Genomic DNA, 25,822 nt, shown 5'->3' with positions numbered 1-25,822 from the left:
CAGTGCAAAGATAGGCGCTCCGGGATGAAACGCCTATCACTTTTGTTTCAAACACTGTAAAAGATGTTACTTTTCTATTAATAGGTGCTCACTTGAATATCTGAAACAGTGATTTCGCCTTTATAACAGCAGAGTGCCCACGGATTCTTCTGCATTTGATAGATGCGGTTCGTGAAAGATAACTGGTCGTTGATGTAAGTCACACAAACCGACTGGTCACTGTAAATCGTCACCCGGTATTCATGATCCGCCGGGATGTTGAATTTGTTATCAAACAAGTATTTGGCATTGTCACCGTCTTTCTCGAAGTTGGCTTTACCCTCGTCAGCGTTGACGTGGATGCTATACCATGATTTGGAGTCCGTTCCACGGACGAAAGAGATTCCAAAACGATCTGTATTCGAGGATGCTTTTACGGTAAAGGAAATCTTGTTGTGCACTTTCAACCGGTTGAAGATGACGGAAGCTCCTTCGGCCAACGTATAGGTTTTACCGCTTTCTGTTACGTTTCCGTCTTTAGCCATCACTTTTACCTCTTGTGCAGAAGTGTATTTACGGTCGATTGCATCGGGAACTCCAAGGGTCAACGTACCGTCTTCGTGCTGAATCAGACGTTGTGCCACCAAGTTGCCAGCCCATTCGGGTTCTACATCTCCTACGTTTCCATTATCATTGCCGGCACGGGTGGGACACCAGCCCCAAATATAACGGTTGGTTCCATCGGAAGCGGTCTTGCCTGCATAGAATGCACGGCTGTCCAACATACCTTCCCGATTGTCCGGCCATATTCCGGCATCATTGGCGGTGGTTGCTTTCAGTTCTTCAAGTGTTCTGCCTTTGAAGTATTGTACCTTGCGCATGAAGGAAGCTTGTTCCGAATAGACCAGATACCACCAGTCTCCCATCTTGAATACGTCCGGACATTCGTAGAAACGGTCCCACATCATGGTCATAAATGTGCCGGCAGACGCCCACTCTTTCAGGTCAGTAGAGGTGAATTCGGCAATGTGTCCTTTTCCGTTTTTACGGGTGGCAATCAGCATGTGATAAACGCCGTCTTCGGTCTGGAACAGGAACGAGTCGCGGAAGTCATTCTTGTCATAGCCGTACGTATCTCCTTTCAGATAGAAAGTGCGGTTCTTGGTCCATGTTTTAAAGTCGGGAGAGGTGGCTACCATGACTACCTGTGCATTCTGGTCGGAAGAAGGTTTGAATTTATTGCCGGTGTAGAAGGTATAATAGAGTTTATCAGTCGGATTGTAAATCGTACCTCCTGTACCGATGGCAGCATCCTGTTCGTCACGACCTCCACAGGGAATCAGTTCGCCGAGAGATTCATAAGTAGCACCGTCTTTGGTGGCCACCCCGAAAATGGGGTGGTAAGTAGCTTCGGGGTTCGGACGGTAGTCTTGCAGGTACATCACTTTAAAGTCTTTGGCAACCGGATCATAAAATGGCATCGGGTCACCGACAAAGCCTACCTGCGGTTTATAGTACATCGAGAAGCCATGCTCGTCGGCCGATTGGAAGTAAGTGGCTGTACCGTCCCAGTCTCTTTGAGTCAATACGGGATCCATTTCATCACTGCAAGCGCTCATTGAGGCCAACAGCGTGGTGATTGCTATATGTAAGATCATATTTTTCATAATTATTGCTTATTCTTTTATTTACATAAGTAGTTGATTGCATTCAGAGTCATTTGCTCTACGTTGTAGTGGTAGTAGTCGGCAGAAGCGTCTACGCCTTTACCGTACCAGTCGTAACAACCGGAGCCGATACAGATCGTGCGTCCGCTGTTGGCGCGCGGCTCGAATTCGGCAATGACTACCGCACCGTCACCTCCACGTGCCAGGTCAATTCCTCCTGTCAGGTTACGCCATTCGTTCAAGTCAGCATAACCTCCCCAGTCTGTTCCGATATGCCATTGTGCTGTACTATTGGTTATCGCATAGCCGGCATCACAAGTATATACTGTCGATTTGTCGCCATCTTTCCATCTTAAATCCTGGAACAACGGATGCGATTCGCTACCGGTAATCGGGAAGCTCCACGGAGAAGACGTAATTTCGGGTGAGTCTTCGTTTCCTCCCCAACTGTTATTGGGTACACGCTCGTCTTTTGCAATGCTAAGGTCCTTAATATAGAAAGTTGCATAGCGGGTCAGCAATAGGTTACCACCGTTTTGATAGTAGACTTTAAATTTCTCTACGGCAGCTTTCGCATCATCCGGCAAAGGAGGATTATCGCCATTGTCCGCATGGAAATGCCACCAGATTGCAGTATATTTACCTAAATCGACTTTTCCGTCTACTACATCTTTGAATGAGATGTATTCGGACATGGATATATTATCCATCATCCACTGGGCAGCGGCTTTTTCTTCAGGACTTGTCAGTTGGCTCACAGAAGAAGCTGTGCCGATAAAGGCAGTCGGAATTACATTTCCTTGAGTAACTGTTACTACATAAGGAGTCACTGCCGAACGGTAAGTTGCCGTATAAGTGACAGGGTTGGTAAAGTCCTGGATGCTGCCGGATGCCGGAGTTACAGTGACTCCATCCGATCCGGTGAATGTACCTTTCAACTGGGTGATATCCACTGTCAGTGGAACAACTACAGAGATTGTTTTTGATAGCTGGTCTACTTTTCCTACATAAGTATCATTCAACTTAAAGGTCAGTATCTTTGCTTCGTCTCTCTTCACAGTAATCGTATAGCTCATCTGTACGTCGCCATTTTTCACGGTCAAAGATACGGGAAGAGAAAAGTCGATTGTTTCACCAACAGCGATGCTCGCCATAGCACCTTCGGAAAGATTGATTTCACTGACGGCCATCCGGGTAACGTCATAATCGTAAGGTACTCCCACTACGATTGTCTTGTTTTGATAATCGATCGTTCCTGCGTATTCATCCAGTTTGATAGAGTTCACCCATACATCTCCGTCCAGACGAAGATTGGATTTGAAGTCATCACTACATCCCGCAACTGTCAGGCATGCTACAGTCACCAACAGGATGGTATAGAGTTGTTTTATGATTGATTTCATTTTATTCTTTGTTTTAAGATTGATGATTACCAACCGAAATTCTGTGTATAATTTCCGTTACTGGCACTGATCTGTTCGAATGGGATTGGGAGGTATTCGTTCTTATTTTCCGTGAAACCTGCATTCTTGTAAATAGAACAACGGGCTGCTTCGGTCACATAATAAGCATTGATAACGTCTTTGGCTTCTCCCCATCTTACGAGGTCAAAGAAACGTGAGCTTTCCATACCGAACTCTATACGGCGTTCCCATTTCAGCATTTTCATGGCTTCGTCCTGTGTATATGCTTTCAGTTCATAAGGAGTTACTTTAAAGTTTACTCCGTACTCTTCTTTGTAATTGAAGATCAGCATTGTACTTCCGGCTGCACGGCTGCGTACATCGTTGATAAGTGAGATGGCATCGGCAATGCGTCCGTCGTTCAACTGTATCAGGGCTTCGGCACGCATCAGCAATACGTCTGCATAACGGATGACGATATGATTCAGGGAACTTGCCCAATAAGAACCTTTCTTCAGGCAGTCACAGTCCGGGTCTACATTCTCTTTGAGCGAAACATAATATCCGTAAAGTCCCTTGCTACGGCTCCAGTCATCATTCTTCTGAATCAGGTAGCCTTCGTTGTATTTATAAGGGAAGCCCGGCATACCTACCGTGTGGAATAAACGGGGGTCTACATTGTCCGTCGTAACCTCGTAGTTCTCATTATCGTAGGTATTGAACAACGGTTTTCCCTGCGAGTCGGTTTTGAAAGCGTTCACCAGATTTTGGCTCGGTTTGTGGAAGTCACAGCAGCCTAGTATCTGCGGAGTTGTCAGTCCCATTCCCCAGTTCAGGTTACCGTTGTATGTTCCGTCGTTGATAGAATATTGAATCGCCCATACAGACTCTGCGCCATTTTCATATTGAGGCAGGAAGTTCATGCTATAATCATTTTCCAATCCGTAACCGGCTTTGGCCATGATGAGAGGGTCGGTATATTTCACTACCTGCTTCAGGTCTTCTTCGTCGATACCGGTAAGGTTGTTGTTCACTCCATCCTGACGGTAGGCTTTAAACAGGTAAGTCTTTGCCAGGTAAGCGGCAGCGGCAGCTTGTGTGGGACGTCCTTTTTCTATCTGCACTTCCGGCAGATTGTCGTAGGCAAACTGGAAGTCGTCTGCTATCTTTTGCCATTGTTCGTTATTGGTATAGGTAGTATTCGAAAGCTCGTTGTAAGCATCCGGGTCCATGTTTTCATCGTCTACTATGACGATCCTCTTAAACAGTTCCTTCAGCATGAAGTGGGCGTGTCCGCGCAGGAATCTCATTTCAGCAATGCGCTGGTCCTTCAACGGATAAGTCTTTTCATCCATCAGGTCAAGTGACTGCAAGGCTGTATTGGCACGGGTGATGCATTGATACAGTCTTTTCCATATATCGTTGATGTTCCAGTCGGTAGTGTTGATACCTTTAGAAATTTCCAGTGCGTTGAACACACCGCCATCTTCCGTACCGGAACCGCCTTTATAACAATCGTCGGAACGTACGTCATAATTCCAAAGCGAGAAGGAAGAGTTGATGTCGTCACCTGTTGCCCAAATGGCGTAGGCTGAAATCACGAGGTTGTCCACGTATTCGGGAGAAGCGATCTGATCGCCGGTCACAATACCCTGCGGAACCTGACGATCCAGAAAATCGTTGCAACTGCTTGTCAGCAAGGTAAATCCGATGGTTGCTATGTATAGTATCTTTTTCATGATAGTTCGTTTTATAAATGAAGTGAATTAAAATCCGATGTTAAGTCCGAAGGTGATATTCACAGGGATCGGATAAGAGAAGTTCGGGTTTTCGGGGTCTTCTCCCGTAAAGTCTTTACTCTTGATCGTCAGCAGATTTTGTGCGCTGCAATAGAAACGTAAACGTTCCATTCTCAACTTCTTGGAGATTACTGCCGGAACTGTATAGCCTAATTGGATATTACGCAGTTTCAGGAAAGAACCGTTTTCAACAAAGTAAGTGGAAACACGCTGTTCATTGTTTGTATCGCTGCGGGTCAATGCCGGAATCGTAGAGTTCGGATTAGTAGGCGACCAGGCATTGAGCAGACGGGTTCCTTTGTTCAGGAAGCCGACGTTGGATGCACTCCAGAAGTCACTTTTCTTCTTCACGTCACTGATGATATCTACTCCCTGAACGCCTTGCCAGAACATAGTCAGGTCGAAGTTCTTATATTCCAGGTAGATATTCAATCCGTAGCTGAAAGCAGGAGTCGGATCGTAAATCCATTCCTGGTCTTTTTCATCAATCACACCGTTATGGTCGATGTCGCGGTAGCGGATACGGCCTACGGCTGCACCTTCCTGCGTAGCGTGATTGTCCACTTCTTCTTGTGATTTGAAGATACCGTCGGCAATGTAGCCCACTTGTGAGTTGTATGTATGACCGACTACACTTTTTACTCCATTACCACCAAACTTTCCATTGGCAGCCACTGTCTCCGGCAGTTCAAGAATTTCATTCCGGTAAGTGGAGATGTTTCCGTTCAAGTCGTAAGTCAGTCCGAAGGCAGTCTTGTTGCGGTAGCCCAAGTTGAATTCAAAACCCTGGTTTTTCATTGCGCCCGAATTAATCCAACGGTTGCCACCTTCTCCCAATACTCCCACACCTGCCATTTCAGTCAGGATATCGGTTGTTTTCTTGTAGTAGTATTCCAATGAGCCGTACAGGGATTGTTTGAACAGGCTGAAGTCGATACCGACGTTCGTCTGTGTAGTTGTCTCCCACTTGATATTGTCATTACCAATCTGGTTACGTTTGAATCCGGAAGGCAGAGTACCACCTCCGTTAGAACCTGTAATATCGTATGCCGTACCGTAGCTTTGACCTCCAAATGAATCTGTTGTTCCATAATTAGGAGCGTAGATAGTGTAACGGGCAAGGTTGGAGATTTCCTGATTACCGGTCTGTCCCCATGAAGCACGCAGTTTCAGATCGTCCAACCAAGTCAGTTCCTTCATAAAGCTCTCCTGTGTGATGCGCCATCCCAAAGAAACGGAAGGGAAAGTGGCATAACGATGGTTTTTACCGAAGCGGGAAGAACCGTCACGACGGAGCGTCAATGAAAGCAGATATTTGTCAGCATAAGAATAGTTCATTTTGCCGAAGAAAGAGACAAGCGAGTAACCTTCGCCGGCACCGTAAGCCTGTGCTGTGCCGCTACCTGCATCGGGCCACATATAGTCGGGAGTAAGGATAGAGAAATCTTCTTTGTAGCCGGAGAAATGGCTGTCGTCTTCCCGGTTCAGCTCCATACCTGCCATGACGTCTCCACGATGCTTGCCTATTTCCAACTGGTAAGTGGCAACGGCATTCCACATCCATTTGGTCCAGTGTTCCTGTTTGGCTTCCACTGCACTCTTGCCGTTATTGGTCTGTGTTCCTTCCTGATAAGGATAGGTGAAGTAACGGGCTTGCTTGTTTGCGTAGTCCAAGCCAAAAGTAGAACGAACATTGAATCCTTTGAAGAGGCTTAGATTCACATAAGCATCACCGAACATACGCCAGTAAGTGTATCGGTTGTCTTTGTTGTATTCGAGTACGGCGCGAGGATTACGACGGTCCGGCCATCCGCCTACCGGTCCTCCCCATGAACCATCCGAAGCATAAACGGGGATAGCGGAAGGAATGTCCAAAGCAGTTTCAATAATTCCGCCGGGAGCTTGTACTTCCGAAGTACGGTTTAAGGTGAAATGCTGGCCGATAGTCAAGATATCATCTATTAATTTATAATCGCTGTTCATACGGGCGGAGAAACGGTCGAAGTCCGTATCTTTAATTACACCCAGGTTTTTGTAATATCCCAGAGAAAAGAAGGAAGAACCTTTCTCCGAACCGTTGCTGACAGAGAGATTGTATTGCTGGATAACACCTGTACGGGTAATTTCATCAAACCAGTCGGTATCTGCCACAGGCATTGTATTCTTTGAGTCCAGGTATTTGGAAAGACTCATACTGTGTAGTACCGGATTTCCGTTGGCATCGTAACCCCAATTGTAGTTATATCCCAAAGCATTGCCGTTCGGGTTCTCACCATCGTTTACATAGGCTTGCCACATGGCACGTCCGTACTGTTCCGTATTCAACACGTCCATCTTACTTTGATACATGGAAGCTGAAACCGAAGCATCAAAATTGATTTTAATCTGGCCTTTCTTTCCTTGTTTGGTAGTAATGACGATAACGCCATTTGCAGCACGCGAACCGTAGATGGATGCTGAAGCAGCATCTTTCAGTACTTGAATGGATTCAATGTCGTTTCCGTTCAATTCGTGCATACCGGCTTTGGTAGGAACTCCATCGATAATATAAAGAGGATCGTTGTTGTTCAGCGTACCGATACCGCGAATACGTACGGTAGCCGATCCGCTCGGATTTCCATCCGCTGTAATGTTCATACCGGGCACGCGGCCTTGAAGTGCTTTCACCGGGTTGTTCTCCCCTTGCTTCTGGATTTCGTCTACTTTCACTACGGAAACAGCACCGGTCAGGTCAGCTTTACGTTGAGTGGTATAACCTGTTACAACCACTTCATCTACCATTTGAGTGTCTTCTTCCAATAATACATTAATGATAGCAGCCGATTTTACGGTCACCGGTTTATAACCAATATACGTAATCTTTAAAGTAGAGTTAGCCGGAACCGAAAGGGTGAAATTACCATCTAAATCAGTAATTGTTCCATTAGCAGTAGCTGTAGCTTCAACAACAGAGGCGCCGATGACCGGCTGTCCGTCCGTTTTAGAAGTAACGTTTCCTTTCACCGTAATGCTTTGCCCCCAAAGGACTGACATGAAAGTAAACAGGAAACAAACGCTGCAAAGAAGTTTTTTGTTCTTCATAATACGATGCATTAGTTTGATGTTATTAAATTAAAAGTACGAATTTTATCTATATCGATAATGCAAATTACGGTTGATTTATATCAAACGACTAAAAAAAATGTTTCAAAGGCTATAACATTTGTTGCATAGAACGCTATTTTATAGGGTTTTATACATGTTTTCTTTCATTATGGGAATTCTTGGATTCATATTCTTTTATAATCGCAGAAAACGCTACCTTTGTATAGTGATATGAGCCCAAAGAAAGAACGACTCTTCATTAAATAATAAACTCTAAAAATAAGATTCATGACTAAGCAACAAGCTTTAAAACTCTTTGAAGAAAGAGGAGTACGTACAGTATGGGATGATGAACAAGAGAAGTGGTATTTTTCGATAGTAGATGTGGTGGCTGTTCTGACAGACAGCAGTAACCCTCAAACTTATTGGCGTGTATTAAAAAAGAGACTGCTAGCGGAAGGAAACGAAACCGTTACAAATTGTAACGGTTTGAAAATGCAGGCAGCGGATGGTAAAATGCGCCTTACCGATGTTGCCGATACCGAACAACTTCTCCGCCTTATCCAATCTATTCCTTCTCTTAAGGCAGAACCTTTCAAACTATGGATGGCTAAGGTTGCCAGCGAACGGCTCAACCAAATACAAGACCCCGAATTATCAATTGATCAGGCCTTAATGGATTATAAACGTATGGGATACTCTGATAGCTGGATTAACCAACGTCTGAAATCAATAGAAATCCGTAAAGACTTGACTGATGAGTGGAAGAAACATGGATTGCAAGAAGGCGTTCAATTCGCTACACTCACAGATATTATTTATCAGACTTGGTCAGATATGACATCTAAAGAGTACAAACAATTTAAAGGATTGAAAAAAGAAAACCTACGGGATAATATGACCAATAAAGAATTGGTATTAAATATGCTTGCCGAACTTTCTACTAAAGAAATATCTGAAACCAGCGATCCCGAAACATTCAATGACCACATAGATATTGCTCAACAAGGAGGAGAAGTAGCCCGCAATGCCCGACTGGAGCTGGAGGCAAAAACAGGCAAAAGAGTAATCTCTCCTCTTAATGCCAAAAGTGGTATCCTACTGAAAGGCAAACCTGAAGACATCTCGAAAGAAGGATCGGAAGATGAACTTAAAGATTAACTTTAAAATAATCCAATAAATAAACGATATGAAAACAATCTCCAACAAACAACTCACGATTCAAGTATCTCCTCACGGAGCTGAACTCTGCAGCATCGTCGCCAATGGAAAAGAATATCTGTGGCAAGCCAATCCTGCTTTTTGGAAACGTCACTCTCCTGTCCTATTCCCGATTGTAGGGAGCGTATGGGAAAATGAGTATCGGAATGAAGGGATTCCTTATACGCTTACTCAACATGGTTTTGCCCGTGACATGGAATTTACTCTTATTTCTGAAAAAGAGGATGAAGTACGTTACCGCCTTGTCAGCAATGAAGAAACTTTGCATAAATACCCTTTTCCATTCTGTCTGGAAATAGGCTATCGCATCCAGGGAAAGAAAATTGAGGTTATATGGGAAGTAAAGAATACTGGCGACAAGGATATGTATTTTCAGATTGGGGCACATCCAGCTTTCTATTGGCCGGAGTTCGATGCAAGCAATTCTGAAAGAGGGTTCTTCGGATTTGACAAGGAAAACGGTTTGAAATATATTCTCATTTCAGAAAAGGGATGCGCTGATCCTTCTACAGAATATTCTTTAGAGTTGACAGACGGATTATTACCACTGGACACGCATACTTTTGATAAAGATGCTTTGATACTGGAAAATGAACAGGTCCGTAAAGTTACCTTATATAATAAAGAGAAACAGGCTTATCTTAGTTTACATTTTAACGCTCCGGTAGTCGGTCTTTGGTCTCCACCTGCAAAGAATGCTCCTTTCGTCTGCATCGAACCTTGGTACGGACGTTGCGACCGCGCACATTATACTGGTGAATATAAAGATAAGGACTGGATGCAGCACTTACAACCGGAAGAGATATTCCAAGGAGGATATACAATTGAAATTGATGAATAATTGATGAATAAAAAGTAGCTGCCGGATTTCACATCTGACAGCTACCAAACACCTAATTCTAATCTACAAAACCTAACTTATAAATCTAACCTATGAATCTTTAAAAAGCAATCAATACTTGTTGCTTTCACTGAATCTATGCAAACATCTATTGTGTAACTTCTACTTCTATTATAAACCCAACCGATACGCATTGAATGAATCTACTTGAAATGAACCTCCTTTGCTATAAAAACACATACGGTTGTATGGTTCCGATGGAAAGATAAGATTAGTCATTGCTACCTTTCCTCCATTCAGGAATATTTCTACAGAACATTTATCAACAAAGACATCCAACGTATATTTATTCTCTTTCTTTATCGGTGCCCAGGTAGCTAATGCGAAATCATCTATATAATTGATGGAAGTCGTCTTTCTACGGTCGTGAACCTCTATTTCATGAGGTACACTCTTCTTTCCGAAATCCACGATACCACTTTTCGTCCGGTCCATAACCAATCTCTTTTCCGGAAGATTGAAGTAGATATCCACCTTTTCCCCTTTATCATTAAAGAGGCTGAATCCCATAATCTCCGCTTCCCCGGCGGTAATTTCCAATGCCAGTTCATAAGCACCATCATTATCAGCCAATAAAGAATCAATATGATAATCATTGGCAACCGTAAATGCCGGAATCTCTTTCTTTTCTTTTCGCAGAGTTTTTATCTCCGGTACCGGAGCTGCTGAAAGATAAATTTCACCGTCTTGTGTATAAAGACTTAACTCACGTGGCAAAGCGTTAGCACTACGGAATTGCTTTGTCGGAACAATATTACAATATTGCCAGTTACTCATCCAAGGAACAGCAATCGTCCGTTCTCCAGTGTTTGAGAAACAAACGGTAGCATAGTGATCTTTGCCCCAATCCAACCATTTCGTGACATTTGGCTGACTGTCACAACTGAATTTCTTTCCATCAAAGTCTCCTGTAAAGTATTGAGTGGCACTTCCTCCGAAATAACATCCCGGATTGACGTTCACTATCAATGCCCATTTCTTACGGTTCAGATCTCCATCCACCGGAAGTTCCACCATGTCCGGACATTCAAACTGACAAGGCTGTACCCCGTATCCTTCTCCGAAGCTACTCATATAGTTCCAGTCCTTCAGATTCTTAGAGTCATAGAATCGCATTTCTTTATCGGCGGAGACAATCATCACCCATTTATCTTCCGGTTCATACCGGAACACTTTCGGGTCACGGAAATCTCTCAAACCATCCGCAGGGCACAAGATGGGGTTCTTCTCGTATTTAGTAAATGTCCGTCCATTATCCTTGCTAAAAGCAAGACATTGGAGCTGCCCGTTTTTGTCACTGGCAGAAGTATAAAAAGCCAGGATACTCCCTGCTCCATAACCCGCTAGATTTTCCTGATCGACAATAGAGCTGCCCGAAAAGATATGTCCCAATGTGTCACGGGCGATAGCTGGGGCCAAATGTTCCCAATGTACAAGGTCCTTACTGACAGAGTGTCCCCAATGCATATTTCCCCATTTAGAACCGTAAGGGTTATATTGAAAATACAAATGATATTCTCCATCTTTATACACCAATCCGTTGGCATCATTCATCCAGCCATAGAGAGGAGTATGATGGTAAACAGGGCGGAACTTTTCCGTATTGGCTGTATCAAAAGTATCAGATAGCTTAATTTCTTTCCAGCAAAGTGCATCCTTTGATTTATTACGAACACGGACGGTAGCAGTCTTCGCTCCGGCAGGCAAGGCAAATGGAACGAAATAGTCCACTTGAGTTTGTGCCAGACGAATATCCATATCGGTATCCGCAGCCTCTCCGGTATCAAGTAGAACCTGACTTTCCGCTGCTTTCTCTTCTATAGGAAGCAATATATAATTAGTCGGATTGGTGATGTGGATGACAGTCAGGCTATCGCTTTTCTGTTCCAAGGTCAACTTGCTTTTAGTTGTGTGGCAATAAGTCAGTCCGTAAGAGACTGCTAACGCAAGTATTGCACCTTTACATAGTTTCATCCAAGGGTTTGTTTTCATGGCAACAAAGTATTCCTAGTTTATACAAGCTTTTAATCTAAAATAGACGAAGGCAAAGATAGGGGGTATCTTCGCCTTCGTCTATAAACTTTGTTTCAAAGGGTATCAAATTTGATACAAATCCTAAGAATTTTCTTTTTATCATCCAAGAATAAAGACCTGTAACCTCTTTGTTTTCCTGAATTTATTTTTCTACTTTTGAAGCAAATCTTTATTCTTCTACTTATGCCAGCAAATAGAAATGCCTTAATCCGTTATAAAACAATTGATAACTGTCTGCGTAATCCTTATCGACGCTGGACGTTGGAAGATTTGGTAGATGCTTGCTCAGATGCTCTTTACGAATACGAAGGCATTAATAAAGGCATAAGCAAACGTACGGTACAAATGGATATACAGATGATGCGTAGCGAGAAGCTGGGTTATAACGCTCCGATTGTGGTGTACGAAAATAAATACTATAAATACGAAGATCCGGAATACAGCATTACACAAACTCCGCTGAACGAACAAGACCTGAAAACGATGTCGGAAGCCGTGGAGGTGTTGCGGCAGTTTAAAGGTTTCTCCTATTTTACGGAAATGAGCGATATTATCAACCGTCTGGAAGACCATGTCGCTTCTGCCCGGATGAAAACCACTCCTGTCATTGACTTTGAAAAGAATGAATCGTTGAAAGGACTGGATTATCTGGATACGATCTATCACGCGATTGTAAACGAGCATCCGATACAGCTCAAATATCGTTCGTTCAAGGCACGTTCGGCCAACAGCTTTATTTTTTATCCTTATCTATTAAAAGAATATCGCAACCGGTGGTTCGTTTATGGTGTCAGAGGAAACGGACGAATCTTGCAAAATTTAGCTTTGGACAGAATACAATCATTGGAAGTTCTGCCACAAGAACATTACATAAAAAATACGTTCTTCGATCCGAACACGTTCTTCGATGATCTGGTAGGAGTCACTAAAAACTCCGGAAGCGTAGCGGAGAAAATCGGTTTCAAGGTAGCCGCTGCCGAAGCACCTTACATCATAACCAAGCCTATACACCGCAGCCAGCAAGTGGTGGAAAGATTGGCTGACGGAAGTGTCATACTGGAAATTGAAGTCGTCATCAACCATGAGTTAGAACGGGTATTCTTCGGATATGCCGAGGGAATACAAGTTCTTTATCCGAAGACTCTGGTAGAATTGATGGGTAGGAAACTAAAAAAGGCTGCTGAACAATATACCCATTCAAAATGAAAAGGGAACACGCCCAATTATCCTATCTGACATTCAAGAAAAACAAAAAAGCATGGAGAGCCTGTCTATTGTTCAACTATGGAGACTTGTTTATTCTTCAAGTAAGGCTCTCGCACATTCGTACCCTTCCTGATAAAACTCTGTCAGCTTTTGCACATCTTTCTCGATGCGGTCTACGGCTACAGGTTTTAACGGGCGAATAACGATAATCTGTCCTTCATCCTCCATGCGCTCTACCATTTCCAACTGCTCATTATAAACAGCACACCGCCGACTTAACGCTTCGCGCAACTTCGGATATTTCCGATATACAAACGAAGGGATACGAATGTCTTTCGAATCTTTCCGATACCCCCGGTTACGGGTGAGTACCACAACATTTCTCGTGCAGCCATCCTTAATGGCTCTTTGCAAAGGTATGGAATCTACAATTCCTCCATCGAGCATGGGCACCCCGTCTACATAAGTAATAGGACATACAAAAGGGAGACTGCTGGATGCGCGGACAATATCAATCACCCTGCGACTGTCTTTTTTCTCTTCGAAATAGTTGGCTTCTCCCGTGATGCAATTCGTAGTCACCATCACAAAACGCTCCGGTGAAGCAAAGTATGTTTCATAATCGTAAGGAAGAATATGTTCGGGGAACTCATTGAATAATAGATCAAAGTCCAGTATATTACGCTTTTTGAGCAAATGTTTCAGACCGATATAATCATACTTCTCCAACAAGTCAATGTTGCTGTATTTGGCACGTCCCCGTTGCCGTGATGCATACGACAACCCGTTGCACGCACCAGCAGACACTCCTATCGCATAGGGAAACCGGATATCGTGATCCATAAAATAATCAAGCACACCGCAGGTGAATACTCCGCGCATTCCCCCGCCTTCCAACACTAATCCCGTAGATTCATCAATTTTCAAGTCCTTCATTTTTATCTCCCGTATTCTTATTCCGGCGGATTACCAGCAAAGATGACAATTCACGCATCACAGCCTCATCCTCGGATAATTTCGTATAAGAAAGATGGCTCATTATCAATAACCCGTCTTTCTCTTCAGTCACTAAATCTTCTACTCCCGCAAACCACACTATCATCGTTTGTTCCGGATAACGCACCTGCAAATCGTCAATGCGTCCACGGAACTCTTCATCATCCGTATCAAAAAGGAAAAGACGCACCGAATGTCCGTTCTGCAACATCTTATCCAAATAGGAAAAAAGAAACAGATCAATCATTCCGCCGAGTACGAAACTGACCGTCGAGCCTTCCCGATACTGACGATTGACAAATACGGCCACGGGACATTTCACCTGCTCCATAATCTCATCAATCTTATCCCGGAAGAGCGTTAACCATAAAATTGCTCCCGGAGTTCCCGGCATATCCGAACGATAATGACTCCCAGCTCCCAAAAGCAGCATATCAGGATGTTCGTTACGGACAAAATGGATGATTTCCTGTACAAGTTTGTCTGTCACCCGATAATGGTTATCTACCTGGATATTCAATCTCGCTGCCTGTTGATTGAGCAAAGCAAAACTCTCGCTGGCATAATGTTCGGCATTCAACGGATTCAGATCCGTGCCCACCGTATAGTGTGCTGCAATCAAATGATTTTTCTTCAACTGCTTCCCAAATAACAAATCATAAATGGAAAGCAACACACGCCCGGATTCCGGACGCCCGAAACAAAATATCAATTTGTGCTTCAAAGATAATTTTTCTTCCCGACGTACGAAAATATGTTCCACCAAATGAAGCAAAGGAGTAGTCATAAAGGTCGTAACTAGCGCCATAATGACCAAAATTACGAATATAGAGGGAGGAAGAACTCCCATTTCATAACCGATATTCAAAGCGACAAGCTCCATCAATCCCCGTGTATTCATCAATGTCCCTATCGTCAAACTATCCTTCCACGACTCACCCACCAAACGGGCGGCAATGGCACATCCACCCAGTTTGCCGACAACAGCAACCGTCACCAACAGTAAACATACCATCCACAACTCCGGACTGTTTATCAAACCGATTTCCGTGCGCAATCCGGTGAAGGCAAAGAACAGAGGTAAAAAGAATACTAATGAAATATCCTCCACCTTTTCCATCATCACCTTCCGGAAACCCAGATTGGACGGCATCACTAGCCCTGCCATAAAGGCTCCGAATAGTGCATGAATACCAATAATTTCGGTCAGACAAGAAGAAATAATAAGAATGAGCAGAATAAATGCCACGAATGTTTTATTGATTGCTTCCCGGTTGGCATATACTTCTCCCACTTTCTTCAGAAATGGGCGAACGACCAAAAACATGACCGCAATATAGACAACTGCCAGCCCCACTGAATAAAGTGCACTGGCAAAACTTCCTGCTTTGGAGATAGCAATCACCACTGCCAACAGACACCAGGCTGTCACATCATCATTGGCAGCGGAAGCAATGGTCAGCGTCCCTAAAGGAGTCTTCGTCATATTCCGCTCCTGAATGATGCGCGCCAATACCGGAAAAGCGGTGATACTCATAGAAATACCTATAAACAAAGCAAATGGAAGAAACGGAGTTTGGGCAGCTGCATATTCTTCGTACACCCAGCAAGAAGACAAGATGCCCAGAAAGAAGGGTACTAGGATTCCGGCATGGCTAATCACCAGCGTTTCATTGATTTTATTTTTCAGTACACTGAAATCCAGCTCCATACCGATGACAAACATAAAAAGGATCAGTCCCACCTGACTCAACAGTTCAAGATTGGTAAGCGAGTGTGTCGGAAAAAGGAAATGAAAAGCATCTGGAAAGAAAAAGCCGAGTACGGAAGGTCCTAATACAATACCGGCAACAATCTCTCCAATCACTCCCGGTTGCCCGATCAGACTGAACAAATAGCCAAAAAGACGCACCATCAGCAGTACGGCTATAATCTGAATCAACAAGGTAGTGAGCGGATGATGAAGATTATCCTGTATAAACTGGAGAAACATAGTGAATGGATTCCCCTGTACTATGTTCTGCGCATTTACCGCATAGTGCGAAAACCGGTCACCCTCTTCAATAGCAACATAAATCAACCCTCCAAACAGGAGTAACATCAGTACATAAATGACATAATTCTTCCGGGCCCTGTTCCGCATAAACTTTATTTTTACGATTTGTGCATATTTATGGTAAAAACAAACGAAAAAGGCAGATAGTTTGGCGAAAATAACAAATTCTCAAACAAAATCTTGTTTTTTTGCTTCAATCTATGTAACTTTAGGCTAGCTTAATTGTTTAAGGAGGAAAAAATCAAAAAAGTCCTGCCCGCAGGCAAGCACCATGAGAATACAGTTTGAGATTAAAGAAAATTTGCCGGAAATTATCGAAGAAATCTTACACTCTGATAAGTGGCAAACTTCCGTGAAGGAAGAACTGAGCGGTCGGACGACCGTTGTGATCCGTGACCAAGCGTATGGTTCAGAAGCTACCATTGAAATTTATGCTACATCTATTGAAATCAAAACCGCATGGTCAAAGTACTCCTATCGTATATTTGTAACCAACGATATTGTATGGTGCGAATATAACGGTGCCTATCGTGGTCTGTTGGAACAAGTGCTCCTACCTACTATTACTCCTAAAGAAAACCTGCTCAATTCTGACGTGACTGAAAGTTCGCTCTACGGAAATGAGCATAAGAAATTGAGAGAGTATGCAGAAGATAACCTGAAACTGAAACAATTCCGCAGGGAAAACTTCAATGAACAGAAGAATGGAACCGCTCCATTCGATCATCCCAAGCGTGTGTATGATGAGTTTATCAAAGAAGATTATGTAGTAGCACCCAAAGAAGAAGAGAACAAATAATCTGTACTTAATGCTTTACCTTGTGCCATCGTATTGGCACTCCAGTGCCACCATATTGACACAGTCGTGCCAGTAAGGTGGCATGATTGTGCCAATAAAAAAGGTTGAACAATTATCAAACGCTCTCTCTCATAAATTTTATAGCCGTACCCACTACCTCCAACCCGGGTCACTTCCAAACGGTATCTATTTACCGGATGCACATACACATACATGATTCCCACTAAAAGCAGTAAGACAAAGCAACTAACACCTATTACTTTTTTATTTCTCTTCATATTCGTATGGTTTCAACTCCCAGGTATCATCGTAATAATAAGTGGAAGATCCTCCTGTAGCTATAATTCCCCGTTTTCCGGTAGAAAAACATACAGCTTTCGAGCGTGTGCTTCCTTCGAAATCGGTCAAATCCTCCCCATCCCACAGGTCTGTCAAAGGGTCGTAAATCCAGTAGTTAGAGCGGTAACTGCTTCCTGCAGTCTGTCCTAATCTCAATTTTCCTTTATCTTCCTCTGTGTCCTCTGCGTCCTCTGTGGTGAAATAATCTGTGTAAATCTGTGTAATCTGTGGTGAAACTTTCCTATATTTGTAGCCAAAACAATTTAATATTAATTTCATAGGAATGAAAAAGACAATCCTTATTGCTGCTTTAGGCTTGTTCAGCCTAAACATCATGGCACAAGATGCAAAACCTGAAGAAGGTTTTGTTTTCACGACAGTGAAAGAAAACCCGATTACTTCTATCAAGAATCAAAATCGTTCGAGCACTTGCTGGAGTTTCTCAACTCTCGGATTCATTGAATCAGAATTGCTTCGCTTAGGTAAAGGCGAGTATGACCTGTCTGAAATGTTTGTCGTACACAAAACGATGCAGGATCGCGGAGTAAACTATGTACGCTATCATGGTGACAGTTCTTTCTCCCCGGGCGGAAGTTTTTATGATGTAATGTACTGCATCAAGAATTATGGTATTGTTCCTCAAGAAGTGATGCCGGGTATCATGTACGGTGACACGTTGCCGGTGCATAACGAACTGGATGCTGTTGCTTCCGGTTACATCAATGCTATTGCGAAAGGTAAGTTGAGCAAACTGACTCCGGTATGGAAAAACGGACTAAGCGCTATTTATGATACTTATCTGGGAGCATGCCCGGAGAAGTTCACATACAAAGGCAAAGAATATACTCCGAAGACTTTTTCTGAATCACTGGGATTGAACTGTGACGACTATGTATCACTGACTTCTTATACACATCATCCATTCTATTCTCAATTCGCAATCGAGATTCAGGATAATTGGCGCAATGGTTTATCCTACAACCTGCCTATCGAAGAGCTGATGGCTGTAATGGACAATGCTATAAAGAAAGGTTATACTTTTGCATGGGGTAGCGACGTCAGCGAACAGGGATTCACACGTGACGGTATCGCCGTTATGCCGGATGTAAACAAAGAATCTGAACTTTCCGGTTCGGATATGGCTCGCTGGACCGGCCTGACTGCTGCTAACAAACGTCAAATGATGACAACCAAACCATACCCGGAAATCGACGTCACTCAAGAAATGCGCCAAGTTGCTTTCGACAATTGGGAAACTACGGACGACCACGGAATGGTAATCTACGGTATCGCTAAAGACCAAAACGGAAAAGAATACTTCATGGTGAAGAATTCTTGGGGTAAATCAGGCAAATACAATGGTATCTGGTATGCTTCCAAAGCATTCGTTGCTTACAAGACTATGAATATTCTTGTACACAAAGACGCACTGCCTAAAGAGATTGCTAAAAAACTGGGAATCAAATAAACGAGTACCCGTCCTTTATAAATAAAAAGCCTCATTAGCTACAAATAGCTTCTGAGGCTTTTTTAAGCAGTTATTTTCCGGGATTACTCCATGTTATCGAAACAAAAGTAAGACTGCTGTTTTCTTCCTCCAAATATAATCGACCAAAGAACGGATTTCAACGGTAAACAGTTTTGTTCTATTTTTAAGATTCTACCGTTTGACAGTGGCTATGAATCAAATCAAGCAGAGAATAAAATGCATAAATTAATGCAAGATTATACACATACAGCCCCTTATTATGCATAAATACAAGGAAAAACAGACGGTCTTTATGGTATAAATGCACCCTTGCTTTTAATGAAACGCAGGCTTGGTCGGTGAGAAACGCATCCTTGCTCACCGACCAAGCCAGCGTTCATCGGTGAGAAAGGATTTTTGGGCTGAAAGAAGAGCCATTTCTAAGTTAATTCACTTCAGAATCCATTGATTCTTTATATAGCAAATAGCTATATAATAGGAAAAGAATCAATCATTTACTCCGACTCTGAAAGCAAATAAGTACCAAAAAGATCTTCCATCAGCAAAGCGCTGTCTTTTCGCATTTCCCTGATACATATTTAAGCGATTTTTTATCAACCTCTTGCATACCGGCTCTGATTGACAGCAGGGAGAATGTATAAAACATCCCATTTTTATGTATAGTCCAATTTTAAGCAGACGCAGATTTATTTCTCGCGATATTCCAGCGGAGTCATCTTCACCTTTTTACGAAAGTATTTATTGAAAAAAGAATGATTGTTAAAGCCTAACGAGAAAGCTATTTCTTTCACCGGCAACCGGGTGGTTTTCAATTGGGCCTTCGCATTCATAATAATAATTTCTGTAATGATTGCCAACGGACTGTATCCGCTTGCCCGACGGATGGCACTTGAGAAATGTGCCGCAGTAACCCCACACTTCTCCGCATAAAACGCCACTTCATGCTCTTTGGTATAATGAGCCATCAACAACTGTATAAACTGCCTGTACAACTCCTGTTCTCTTCTCAAAGGTTCATCGAGTTTCTTGCCATAGCGTTTATACAATTCTTTCGTTCCCTGCAAAAAAATAGCCAGTACGGAACGTATGATCTCTTTATTTTCTAATGAATGTGGGAGTGTATAAGCACGAATCAGTAAAAGATATACATTCCGGTATAAGCCGGCAACATCCTCTTGTAGAGAAATGACCGGACTGTTCAATATCATAGGCATAAAGTCCAGCAGGATTTCCACATAATTGCCCGAAAGCATAAAATCGGACGAGAAACCGGCAAAAGAAATACGGGTATCAGACGAAACTTCGTGTATCTGAATGAATGAATTAGGAAGAACAACGATGAAATCATTCTTACGAATGACAATCTCCAACAAATTAATGGTAGCTCTGACCATCCCTTCCGTACAAAGCACAAAGACACCGGCTTTTATTTTGCAGGGGAAATTACCATAGTAGTTTAAGATATCTCCGGTGATACTGTCATCTGCTATAAAATCAACCGGAAGGTCAAATTTAGGAAAGGATTCGTTAGTTGTCATCGTCAGTTCTTTTTTAATTTACCAAAAATATCCATTTCATCCGGATTCCGGGCAACAAGTTCAAAAATGGTATATTATATCCTACAAATAGAACATTATTTTCTTCTTTATTAGGATTGTATTTAAGAAAATAGCAAATATAGAATATTGAATCCCAAGAATGGAGCTTGACGGCAGTCACCTATTAGCCGTACTTTGCATCGTTTTAATAAATATGTTGAAATAAAACCTAGAAGAGAATGAGAACTTTAAAAAGACTTTTTTATGTAGCTTGTACGGCTTTCCTCCTTACATCTTGCGAGGAAACCTATAATGACAAGCTATTCTGGCCGGGTGAACTCTGCCAGGAGTATGGCTCATACATCAAACCGGCTACCTTAAACCTGACCTACAGCGGGGAGAAACTCGTTGGAAAAACTGTTGACTTTAAAACAGAAGACAGTGAAAAAGGAACCTTGACACTGAATGACATTATCCCGGGAGAGAAACAAACTCCTCTTCCAATCAGTCTGTGCGAACAGGAAGACTCTTATACATTTAGCGGCAAAAACGTCACGATGGGAGGAGCAACCGTGACATACAGCGGTGCCATCACTCCGAAAACAATGAAACTAGATTTGGATGTAGTAATGCCGCAAAGTAAATGGAAGAAAAGTTATGGCATATCCAATTTCACTAAAGGAAAGAAAATGACTGTCACTTACAGCGGAGGGCAATATGTATGGAAAGAAACGAATGAAATCTTAACCGGAGGATTCTATGTCCATCTGGATGACGTGGAACTGACCAAAGCGGGCAGTACACTGTTTTTAAGGATGAAACTGATTCAAAATGCACTTTGCTATTTCATACCGCAACTTCTTCAGACAATCACCCTACAACCCGACGGTAACCTTGTAGCCAATTATACGACGAGTCCCGTTTACATCGGCAGCGTACCGATCAATAACATAGATCCGGATAAAGACGTCGGTACCATCGCAACATTTGTCACCAAGTTTATGATTGGTTTACTGACGGAAAAAGATATCAATAATGCATTGACAGACCGTACGTGGACCGCTTCACCAATTAATCTAATCACCTGGACAGAGGAGAGCGGTAGACTTAAAATAAACCTGAACTTACCGGCAATTATCAGTCTGGCAACCAAGGACGGTGAAACTCCTATCGATTCAGGACTGGTTTCCGGAATTATGGAAGCTCTTGCCCAATCCAATCCTGTGCAACTGAAACTGTTGCTCGGAATCGTGAACTCCATGATCGACAATCCACTACTCGGTATCATAACCAGTATGGATACGGCGAGCTTCCAGCAGGTATTCTACTTACTGACTGAAGGAATTATCTTTCATATAGAAGAGGAAGACGGACATACCCATCTTTACTTAACCAAAGAGTCGACAACTGCTTTCATTCAATTATTGCCCGGGCTACAACCGATAGTGGAAGGAATGTTGCCGGAAAGCATGGCTAACAATACTGTATTTAAAAACCTGCTCGGACTTCTCATGGGAAATGACGAAAACGGTCTGCCGGTTTTATGGAATGCAGCCAATACTATTGACCTAGGATTGGATCTTCTGCCACAAGAATAAACATCAACTATGAATATCAAAAAAGAAAACAATGAAGAAAATATATATTCTAAATTTGCTACTATGCTTCACCAGTCTTGGGAGTAGTTTTGCCCAAACGCTGAAAGGACATATATATGATGCAAATACCAATGAGCCATTGGTGGGAGCAGCCGTTACGTATAAGTTACAGGGTAATCAGGGAGTAGTGTCCGACATTCATGGGGCTTATGAAATCAAACTGCCCGAAGGGGGTGTCGATCTCGTATTCAGTTATGTGGGCTACGAAGATGTACTGATGCCGATCGTAATCGACAGACGTGAGGTAATTACCAAAAACGTCTACATGAAAGAAAGCACCAAACTATTGGAGGAAGTCGTGGTCAGCGCCGGACGCTTTGAACAGAAATTGAGTAATGTCACTGTTTCCATGGATGTAGTGAAAGCGGGTGACATTGCCCGTCAGGCACCAACGGATATATCGTCCACCCTCCGCACTCTTCCGGGAGTGGATATTGTAGACAAACAACCTTCCATACGTGGTGGTAGCGGATGGACATACGGAGTAGGTGCACGCAGTCAGATTCTGGTGGATGGTATGAGTACCCTGAATCCCAAGACAGGTGAAATCAACTGGAACACCGTACCTTTGGAGAATATCGAGCAGATTGAAGTAATCAAAGGAGCCTCTTCCGTTTTATATGGTTCATCGGCTTTGAATGGTATCATCAATATCCGCACCGCACGTCCGGGGTTAGCTCCGAAAACACGTTTCAGCGCATATCTCGGTATCTATGGTGATGCGGAGAATGACGAATACCAATGGAGTGACAAGAGTTTCTGGAAAGAAGATAAATATTCGGTCAAACCAATTCTACGCGGAAATCTTCTTAGTGGTGTGCGTAATCCGATTTACGAAGGATTCGATCTCTCCCACGCCCGTCGTATCGGTAATTTCGACGTCAGTGGCAGCCTCAATCTTTTCACCGATGAAGGATACCGCCAGCAAGGATATAACAAACGTTTCCGCATGGGAGGTAACCTAACCTATCACCAACCGGACATGGGAATGAAACTGTTGAACTATGGTTTTAATATCGATTTCCTGTCTAATCAATATGGTGACTTTTTTATCTGGCGTTCACCGACAGAGGTGTACAAGCCCTCTCCTTTCACCAACATGGGCAGGGAAGATAATAATTTCCATATCGACCCGTTTGTCAACTACGTGAATCCGGAAAACGGTACGTCACATAAGATCAAGGGACGTTTCTATTATAGTGCCGACAATATCGTACGTCCTACCCAGGGAGCATCCATCATGGATATTCTGGGCAATATGGGGACAGATGCCCAAACGATACAGAATATTGCAGGCGGTGATTACAGCTCGCTCTATCCGGCATTGGTGGGAATCGGTTCAGGACTAATCAATGGTAATCTGGAAGACGCCATGAATGGAGTATTCACTTCATTAGGCAATATCTTCCCTAACGCGACAACTGCCGATTATTGTGATCTGATTTCCTGGGTGATGGACAACGGACTACCCAGTGATTTGGGAGGACTGACGAACGGACAATTGCCTGGTGACCTGATTCCCTGGGTGTCCGACGTACTCAATCCTTCACGAAACACTCCTAAGACGCAGACTGATAAAAGCACTAACTATTATCTCGATTATCAGTTCAACAAGAAATGGGACAGTGGCGCACAAATCACTACCGGAGCCACTTATGAGCATGTACGGTATAATTCGGCCATCATGGACGAAGTCTACAAAAGCGATAACATAGCTGCTTTCTTCCAGTACGACCAACGTTTTTGGGATCGTCTAAGCGTATCTGCCGGCGTACGTGCCGAATACTATCGTGTAAACAATCACCATCGTGAAGCAGAAACAAAGATGTTCGGAACTAAAGTTCCATTCCGCCCCGTGTTCCGTGCCGGATTGAACTATCAGTTGGCAGATTACAGTTTTATCCGTGCCAGCTTCGGACAAGGTTACCGTAACCCGTCCATCAATGAGAAATACCTGCGCAAGGATATCGGAGGAGTCGGCGTTTACCCGAATCTGGATATCAAACCGGAAAAAGGGTTTAATGCGGAATTGGGATTCAAGCAAGGGTATAAGATTGGCAATTTCCAGGGATTTGTAGATGTTGCAGGATTCTATACGCAATATAAGGATATGGTCGAATTCCAGTTCGGACTATTCAATAATGCGGACTATACGATGATTAACAGCATCAGTGATGCCATCCGGATGATAACCGATGGTCAAGGTTTCGGAATCGGAGCACAGTTTCATAACGTATCGAAAGCACAAATCTACGGAGTGGAAATATCAACAAACGGCGTTTATAACTTCAACAAGAACACAAAGTTGTTCTATAACTTAGGGTATGTATACACCGAACCCCGTGATGCGGATTATAAGGAACGCAATGATGCGGAGGATCTTTATACTGATCCTCTTCAAATGAAAGAAAAATCTAACACCGGAAAGTACCTGAAGTATCGTCCGAAACACAGTTTTAAAGCGACGGTAGATTTCCAGTGGAAACGTATCAATCTGGGTGCGAACGTTGCCTGGAAGAGTAAAATCCTCGCAGTGGATTACCTGATGATGGATGAACGGCCGAAAGCACAACTCGACTTGATGGATTACGTTCGCGGCATCGCTTTCGGTTATTCTAAAGGAGAGACTTTGGCTACTTATTGGAAAAAACATAATACGGACTACGCCACTGTGGATATGCGCCTTGGAGTAAAAGCGTCCAAAGAGGTAGCTTTTCAGTTTATGGTCAACAACTTGTTAAATAAAGAATATAGCTACCGCCCGATGGCAGTTGCCGCTCCACGCACGTTTGTTGTTAAGATGGATATTACTTTCTAAATAACTTTTAGAATTTACAACCGATTCAGAAGCGGCTGCACGATGCAGCCGCTTTCTTTTTTTCCGCATCTGTCATCATTTATCTATATATTGCGTATCTTTACCCCGCGAAAACGAGAAAAAACAGTCGATAAAATGAAAAAACAAATCCTACTTATTGCTATCTTATTATGTACAGCCTTTGCACAGGCACAAGAAGTTTTTGTAACCGCAGATTTTGTAAGTAGCTACATCTGGCGTGGTATAGACAGCGGCAATGCAAGTGTACAACCCTCGCTCGGCCTCAACTGGAAAGGCCTGACCGTCTATGCATGGGGTTCTACCGAATTTCGCGAAAAGAATAATGAGATAGACTTGTCATTGGAGTACGAATACAAAAACCTGACTCTCTACGCCAACAACTATTTTACCCAAACAGAAGAAGAACCTTTCAAATACTTCAATTACAGTTCACATTCCACGGGACATACTTTTGAAGTAGGAGCCGGGTATATGCTTAGTGAGAAATTTCCATTATCAGTCAGCTGGTACACCACCTTTGCCGGAAACGACTACCGTGAAAACGGAAAACGTGCCTGGTCCAGCTATTGCGAATTGAGTTATCCGTTCAGCGTGAAAGATGTAAACATGAGTGTCGAAGCTGGTTTTACCCCTTGGGAAAGTATGTACTCCGACAAATTCAATGTAGTCAATATCGGATTATCCGCAACGAAAGAAATCAAAATAACATCCAACTTCTCTCTGCCCATATTCGGAAAACTAATAGCCAACCCCTATGAAGAGCAACTTTATTTTGTATTCGGAATTACGTTGTAGATGATTCTTACACTCAATT

Annotated in this window: 17 protein-coding genes and 1 pseudogene; 8 read left to right on the top strand and 10 right to left on the bottom strand. The window is 43.0% G+C overall.

Features of this window, described 5'->3' with window-relative positions; all coding sequences use genetic code 11:
• Window positions 1–77: 77 nt before the first annotated feature.
• The 4 genes from KTR06_RS05775 to KTR06_RS05760 are packed head-to-tail and all read right to left on the bottom strand — an operon-like array spanning window position 78 to window position 7,929.
• Complete coding sequence (locus KTR06_RS05775; protein ID WP_217290050.1) at window positions 78–1,646, bottom strand: glycoside hydrolase family 32 protein; 1,569 nt, start codon at window positions 1,644–1,646, stop codon at window positions 78–80.
• A 17-nt stretch (window positions 1,647–1,663) separates the two neighbouring features.
• Window positions 1,664–3,049, bottom strand: coding sequence for a DUF4960 domain-containing protein (locus tag KTR06_RS05770; RefSeq protein ID WP_120067344.1), 1,386 nt, complete (start codon window positions 3,047–3,049; stop codon window positions 1,664–1,666).
• A 26-nt stretch (window positions 3,050–3,075) separates the two neighbouring features.
• The gene (locus KTR06_RS05765) at window positions 3,076–4,788 is read right to left on the bottom strand and encodes a RagB/SusD family nutrient uptake outer membrane protein (protein WP_120067345.1); all 1,713 of its coding nucleotides are present in this window, start codon (window positions 4,786–4,788) and stop codon (window positions 3,076–3,078) included.
• A 27-nt stretch (window positions 4,789–4,815) separates the two neighbouring features.
• Window positions 4,816–7,929, bottom strand: a complete 3,114-nt coding sequence (locus KTR06_RS05760) for a TonB-dependent receptor (RefSeq protein WP_217290049.1) — start codon at window positions 7,927–7,929, stop codon at window positions 4,816–4,818.
• Window positions 7,930–8,220: 291 nt separating this feature from the next.
• On the opposite strand from KTR06_RS05760, the gene KTR06_RS05755 reads away from it, so the two are divergent.
• Both KTR06_RS05755 and KTR06_RS05750 read left to right on the top strand, forming a co-directional pair.
• Window positions 8,221–9,093, top strand: coding sequence for a Bro-N domain-containing protein (locus KTR06_RS05755; RefSeq protein ID WP_120067347.1), 873 nt, complete (start codon window positions 8,221–8,223; stop codon window positions 9,091–9,093).
• 28 nt (window positions 9,094–9,121) lie between these two features.
• A complete protein-coding gene (locus tag KTR06_RS05750) occupies window positions 9,122–9,994 on the top strand; it encodes an aldose 1-epimerase family protein (RefSeq protein WP_217290048.1) in 873 nt (290 codons plus the stop codon).
• Window positions 9,995–10,165: 171 nt separating this feature from the next.
• On the opposite strand, the gene KTR06_RS05745 is transcribed toward KTR06_RS05750, so the two are convergent.
• Window positions 10,166–12,046 carry a DUF4980 domain-containing protein gene (locus tag KTR06_RS05745; RefSeq protein ID WP_217290047.1) on the bottom strand — a complete coding sequence of 627 codons (1,881 nt, stop codon included), beginning with the start codon at window positions 12,044–12,046 and terminating at the stop codon, window positions 10,166–10,168.
• A 225-nt stretch (window positions 12,047–12,271) separates the two neighbouring features.
• Here KTR06_RS05745 and KTR06_RS05740 point away from each other — a divergent pair, with 225 nt between their 5' ends.
• Complete coding sequence (locus KTR06_RS05740) at window positions 12,272–13,294, top strand: YafY family protein (RefSeq protein WP_217290046.1); 1,023 nt, start codon at window positions 12,272–12,274, stop codon at window positions 13,292–13,294.
• Window positions 13,295–13,384: 90 nt separating this feature from the next.
• Here the strand turns inward: KTR06_RS05740 and KTR06_RS05735 are convergent, their stop codons facing one another.
• A complete protein-coding gene (locus tag KTR06_RS05735; protein WP_004301000.1) occupies window positions 13,385–14,230 on the bottom strand; it encodes a patatin family protein in 846 nt (281 codons plus the stop codon).
• On the bottom strand, window positions 14,211–16,433 hold the full coding sequence (locus KTR06_RS05730) for a cation:proton antiporter (RefSeq protein WP_217290045.1): 2,223 nt from the start codon (window positions 16,431–16,433) through the stop codon (window positions 14,211–14,213). The genes KTR06_RS05735 and KTR06_RS05730 overlap by 20 nt, the downstream gene beginning before the upstream one ends.
• A 184-nt stretch (window positions 16,434–16,617) precedes the next feature.
• Here KTR06_RS05730 and KTR06_RS05725 point away from each other — a divergent pair, with 184 nt between their 5' ends.
• A complete protein-coding gene (locus KTR06_RS05725; RefSeq protein WP_004314253.1) occupies window positions 16,618–17,145 on the top strand; it encodes a hypothetical protein in 528 nt (175 codons plus the stop codon).
• Here the strand turns inward: KTR06_RS05725 and KTR06_RS05720 are convergent.
• Both KTR06_RS05720 and KTR06_RS05715 read right to left on the bottom strand, forming a co-directional pair.
• The gene (locus KTR06_RS05720) at window positions 17,109–17,423 is read right to left on the bottom strand and encodes a hypothetical protein (RefSeq protein WP_008025926.1); all 315 of its coding nucleotides are present in this window, start codon (window positions 17,421–17,423) and stop codon (window positions 17,109–17,111) included. The two genes, KTR06_RS05725 and KTR06_RS05720, sit on opposite strands and share 37 nt — an antisense overlap.
• Window positions 17,410–17,643: pseudogene (locus tag KTR06_RS05715) on the bottom strand (hypothetical protein); the annotation flags it as partial. The pseudogene KTR06_RS05715 and the gene KTR06_RS05720, both read right to left, overlap by 14 nt.
• Window positions 17,644–17,767: 124 nt before the next feature.
• Here KTR06_RS05715 and KTR06_RS05710 point away from each other — a divergent pair.
• Complete coding sequence (locus KTR06_RS05710) at window positions 17,768–18,952, top strand: aminopeptidase C (RefSeq protein ID WP_049703468.1); 1,185 nt, start codon at window positions 17,768–17,770, stop codon at window positions 18,950–18,952.
• Between the two features lie 707 nt (window positions 18,953–19,659).
• Here KTR06_RS05710 and KTR06_RS05705 read toward each other — a convergent pair.
• On the bottom strand, window positions 19,660–20,511 hold the full coding sequence (locus KTR06_RS05705; RefSeq protein ID WP_004314250.1) for an AraC family transcriptional regulator: 852 nt from the start codon (window positions 20,509–20,511) through the stop codon (window positions 19,660–19,662).
• 239 nt (window positions 20,512–20,750) lie between these two features.
• Here KTR06_RS05705 and KTR06_RS05700 point away from each other — a divergent pair, with 239 nt between their 5' ends.
• The 3 genes from KTR06_RS05700 (at window position 20,751) to KTR06_RS05690 (ending at window position 25,803) form a co-directional block, all read left to right on the top strand.
• Complete coding sequence (locus KTR06_RS05700) at window positions 20,751–22,109, top strand: DUF4925 domain-containing protein (RefSeq protein WP_074705352.1); 1,359 nt, start codon at window positions 20,751–20,753, stop codon at window positions 22,107–22,109.
• A 31-nt stretch (window positions 22,110–22,140) separates the two neighbouring features.
• Window positions 22,141–24,987 carry a TonB-dependent receptor gene (locus tag KTR06_RS05695; protein WP_120067353.1) on the top strand — a complete coding sequence of 949 codons (2,847 nt, stop codon included), beginning with the start codon at window positions 22,141–22,143 and terminating at the stop codon, window positions 24,985–24,987.
• A 135-nt stretch (window positions 24,988–25,122) separates the two neighbouring features.
• Complete coding sequence (locus tag KTR06_RS05690) at window positions 25,123–25,803, top strand: hypothetical protein (protein WP_120067354.1); 681 nt, start codon at window positions 25,123–25,125, stop codon at window positions 25,801–25,803.
• Window positions 25,804–25,822: the final 19 nt, after the last annotated feature.

It is taken from the genome of Bacteroides sp. MSK.20.12 (genome assembly GCF_019052435.1).
GTDB classification, from domain to species: Bacteria; Bacteroidota; Bacteroidia; order Bacteroidales; family Bacteroidaceae; genus Bacteroides; species Bacteroides xylanisolvens.
Note: the sequence above shows the minus strand (reverse complement) of the source record. Positions and strands in the feature narration are given on the sequence as shown.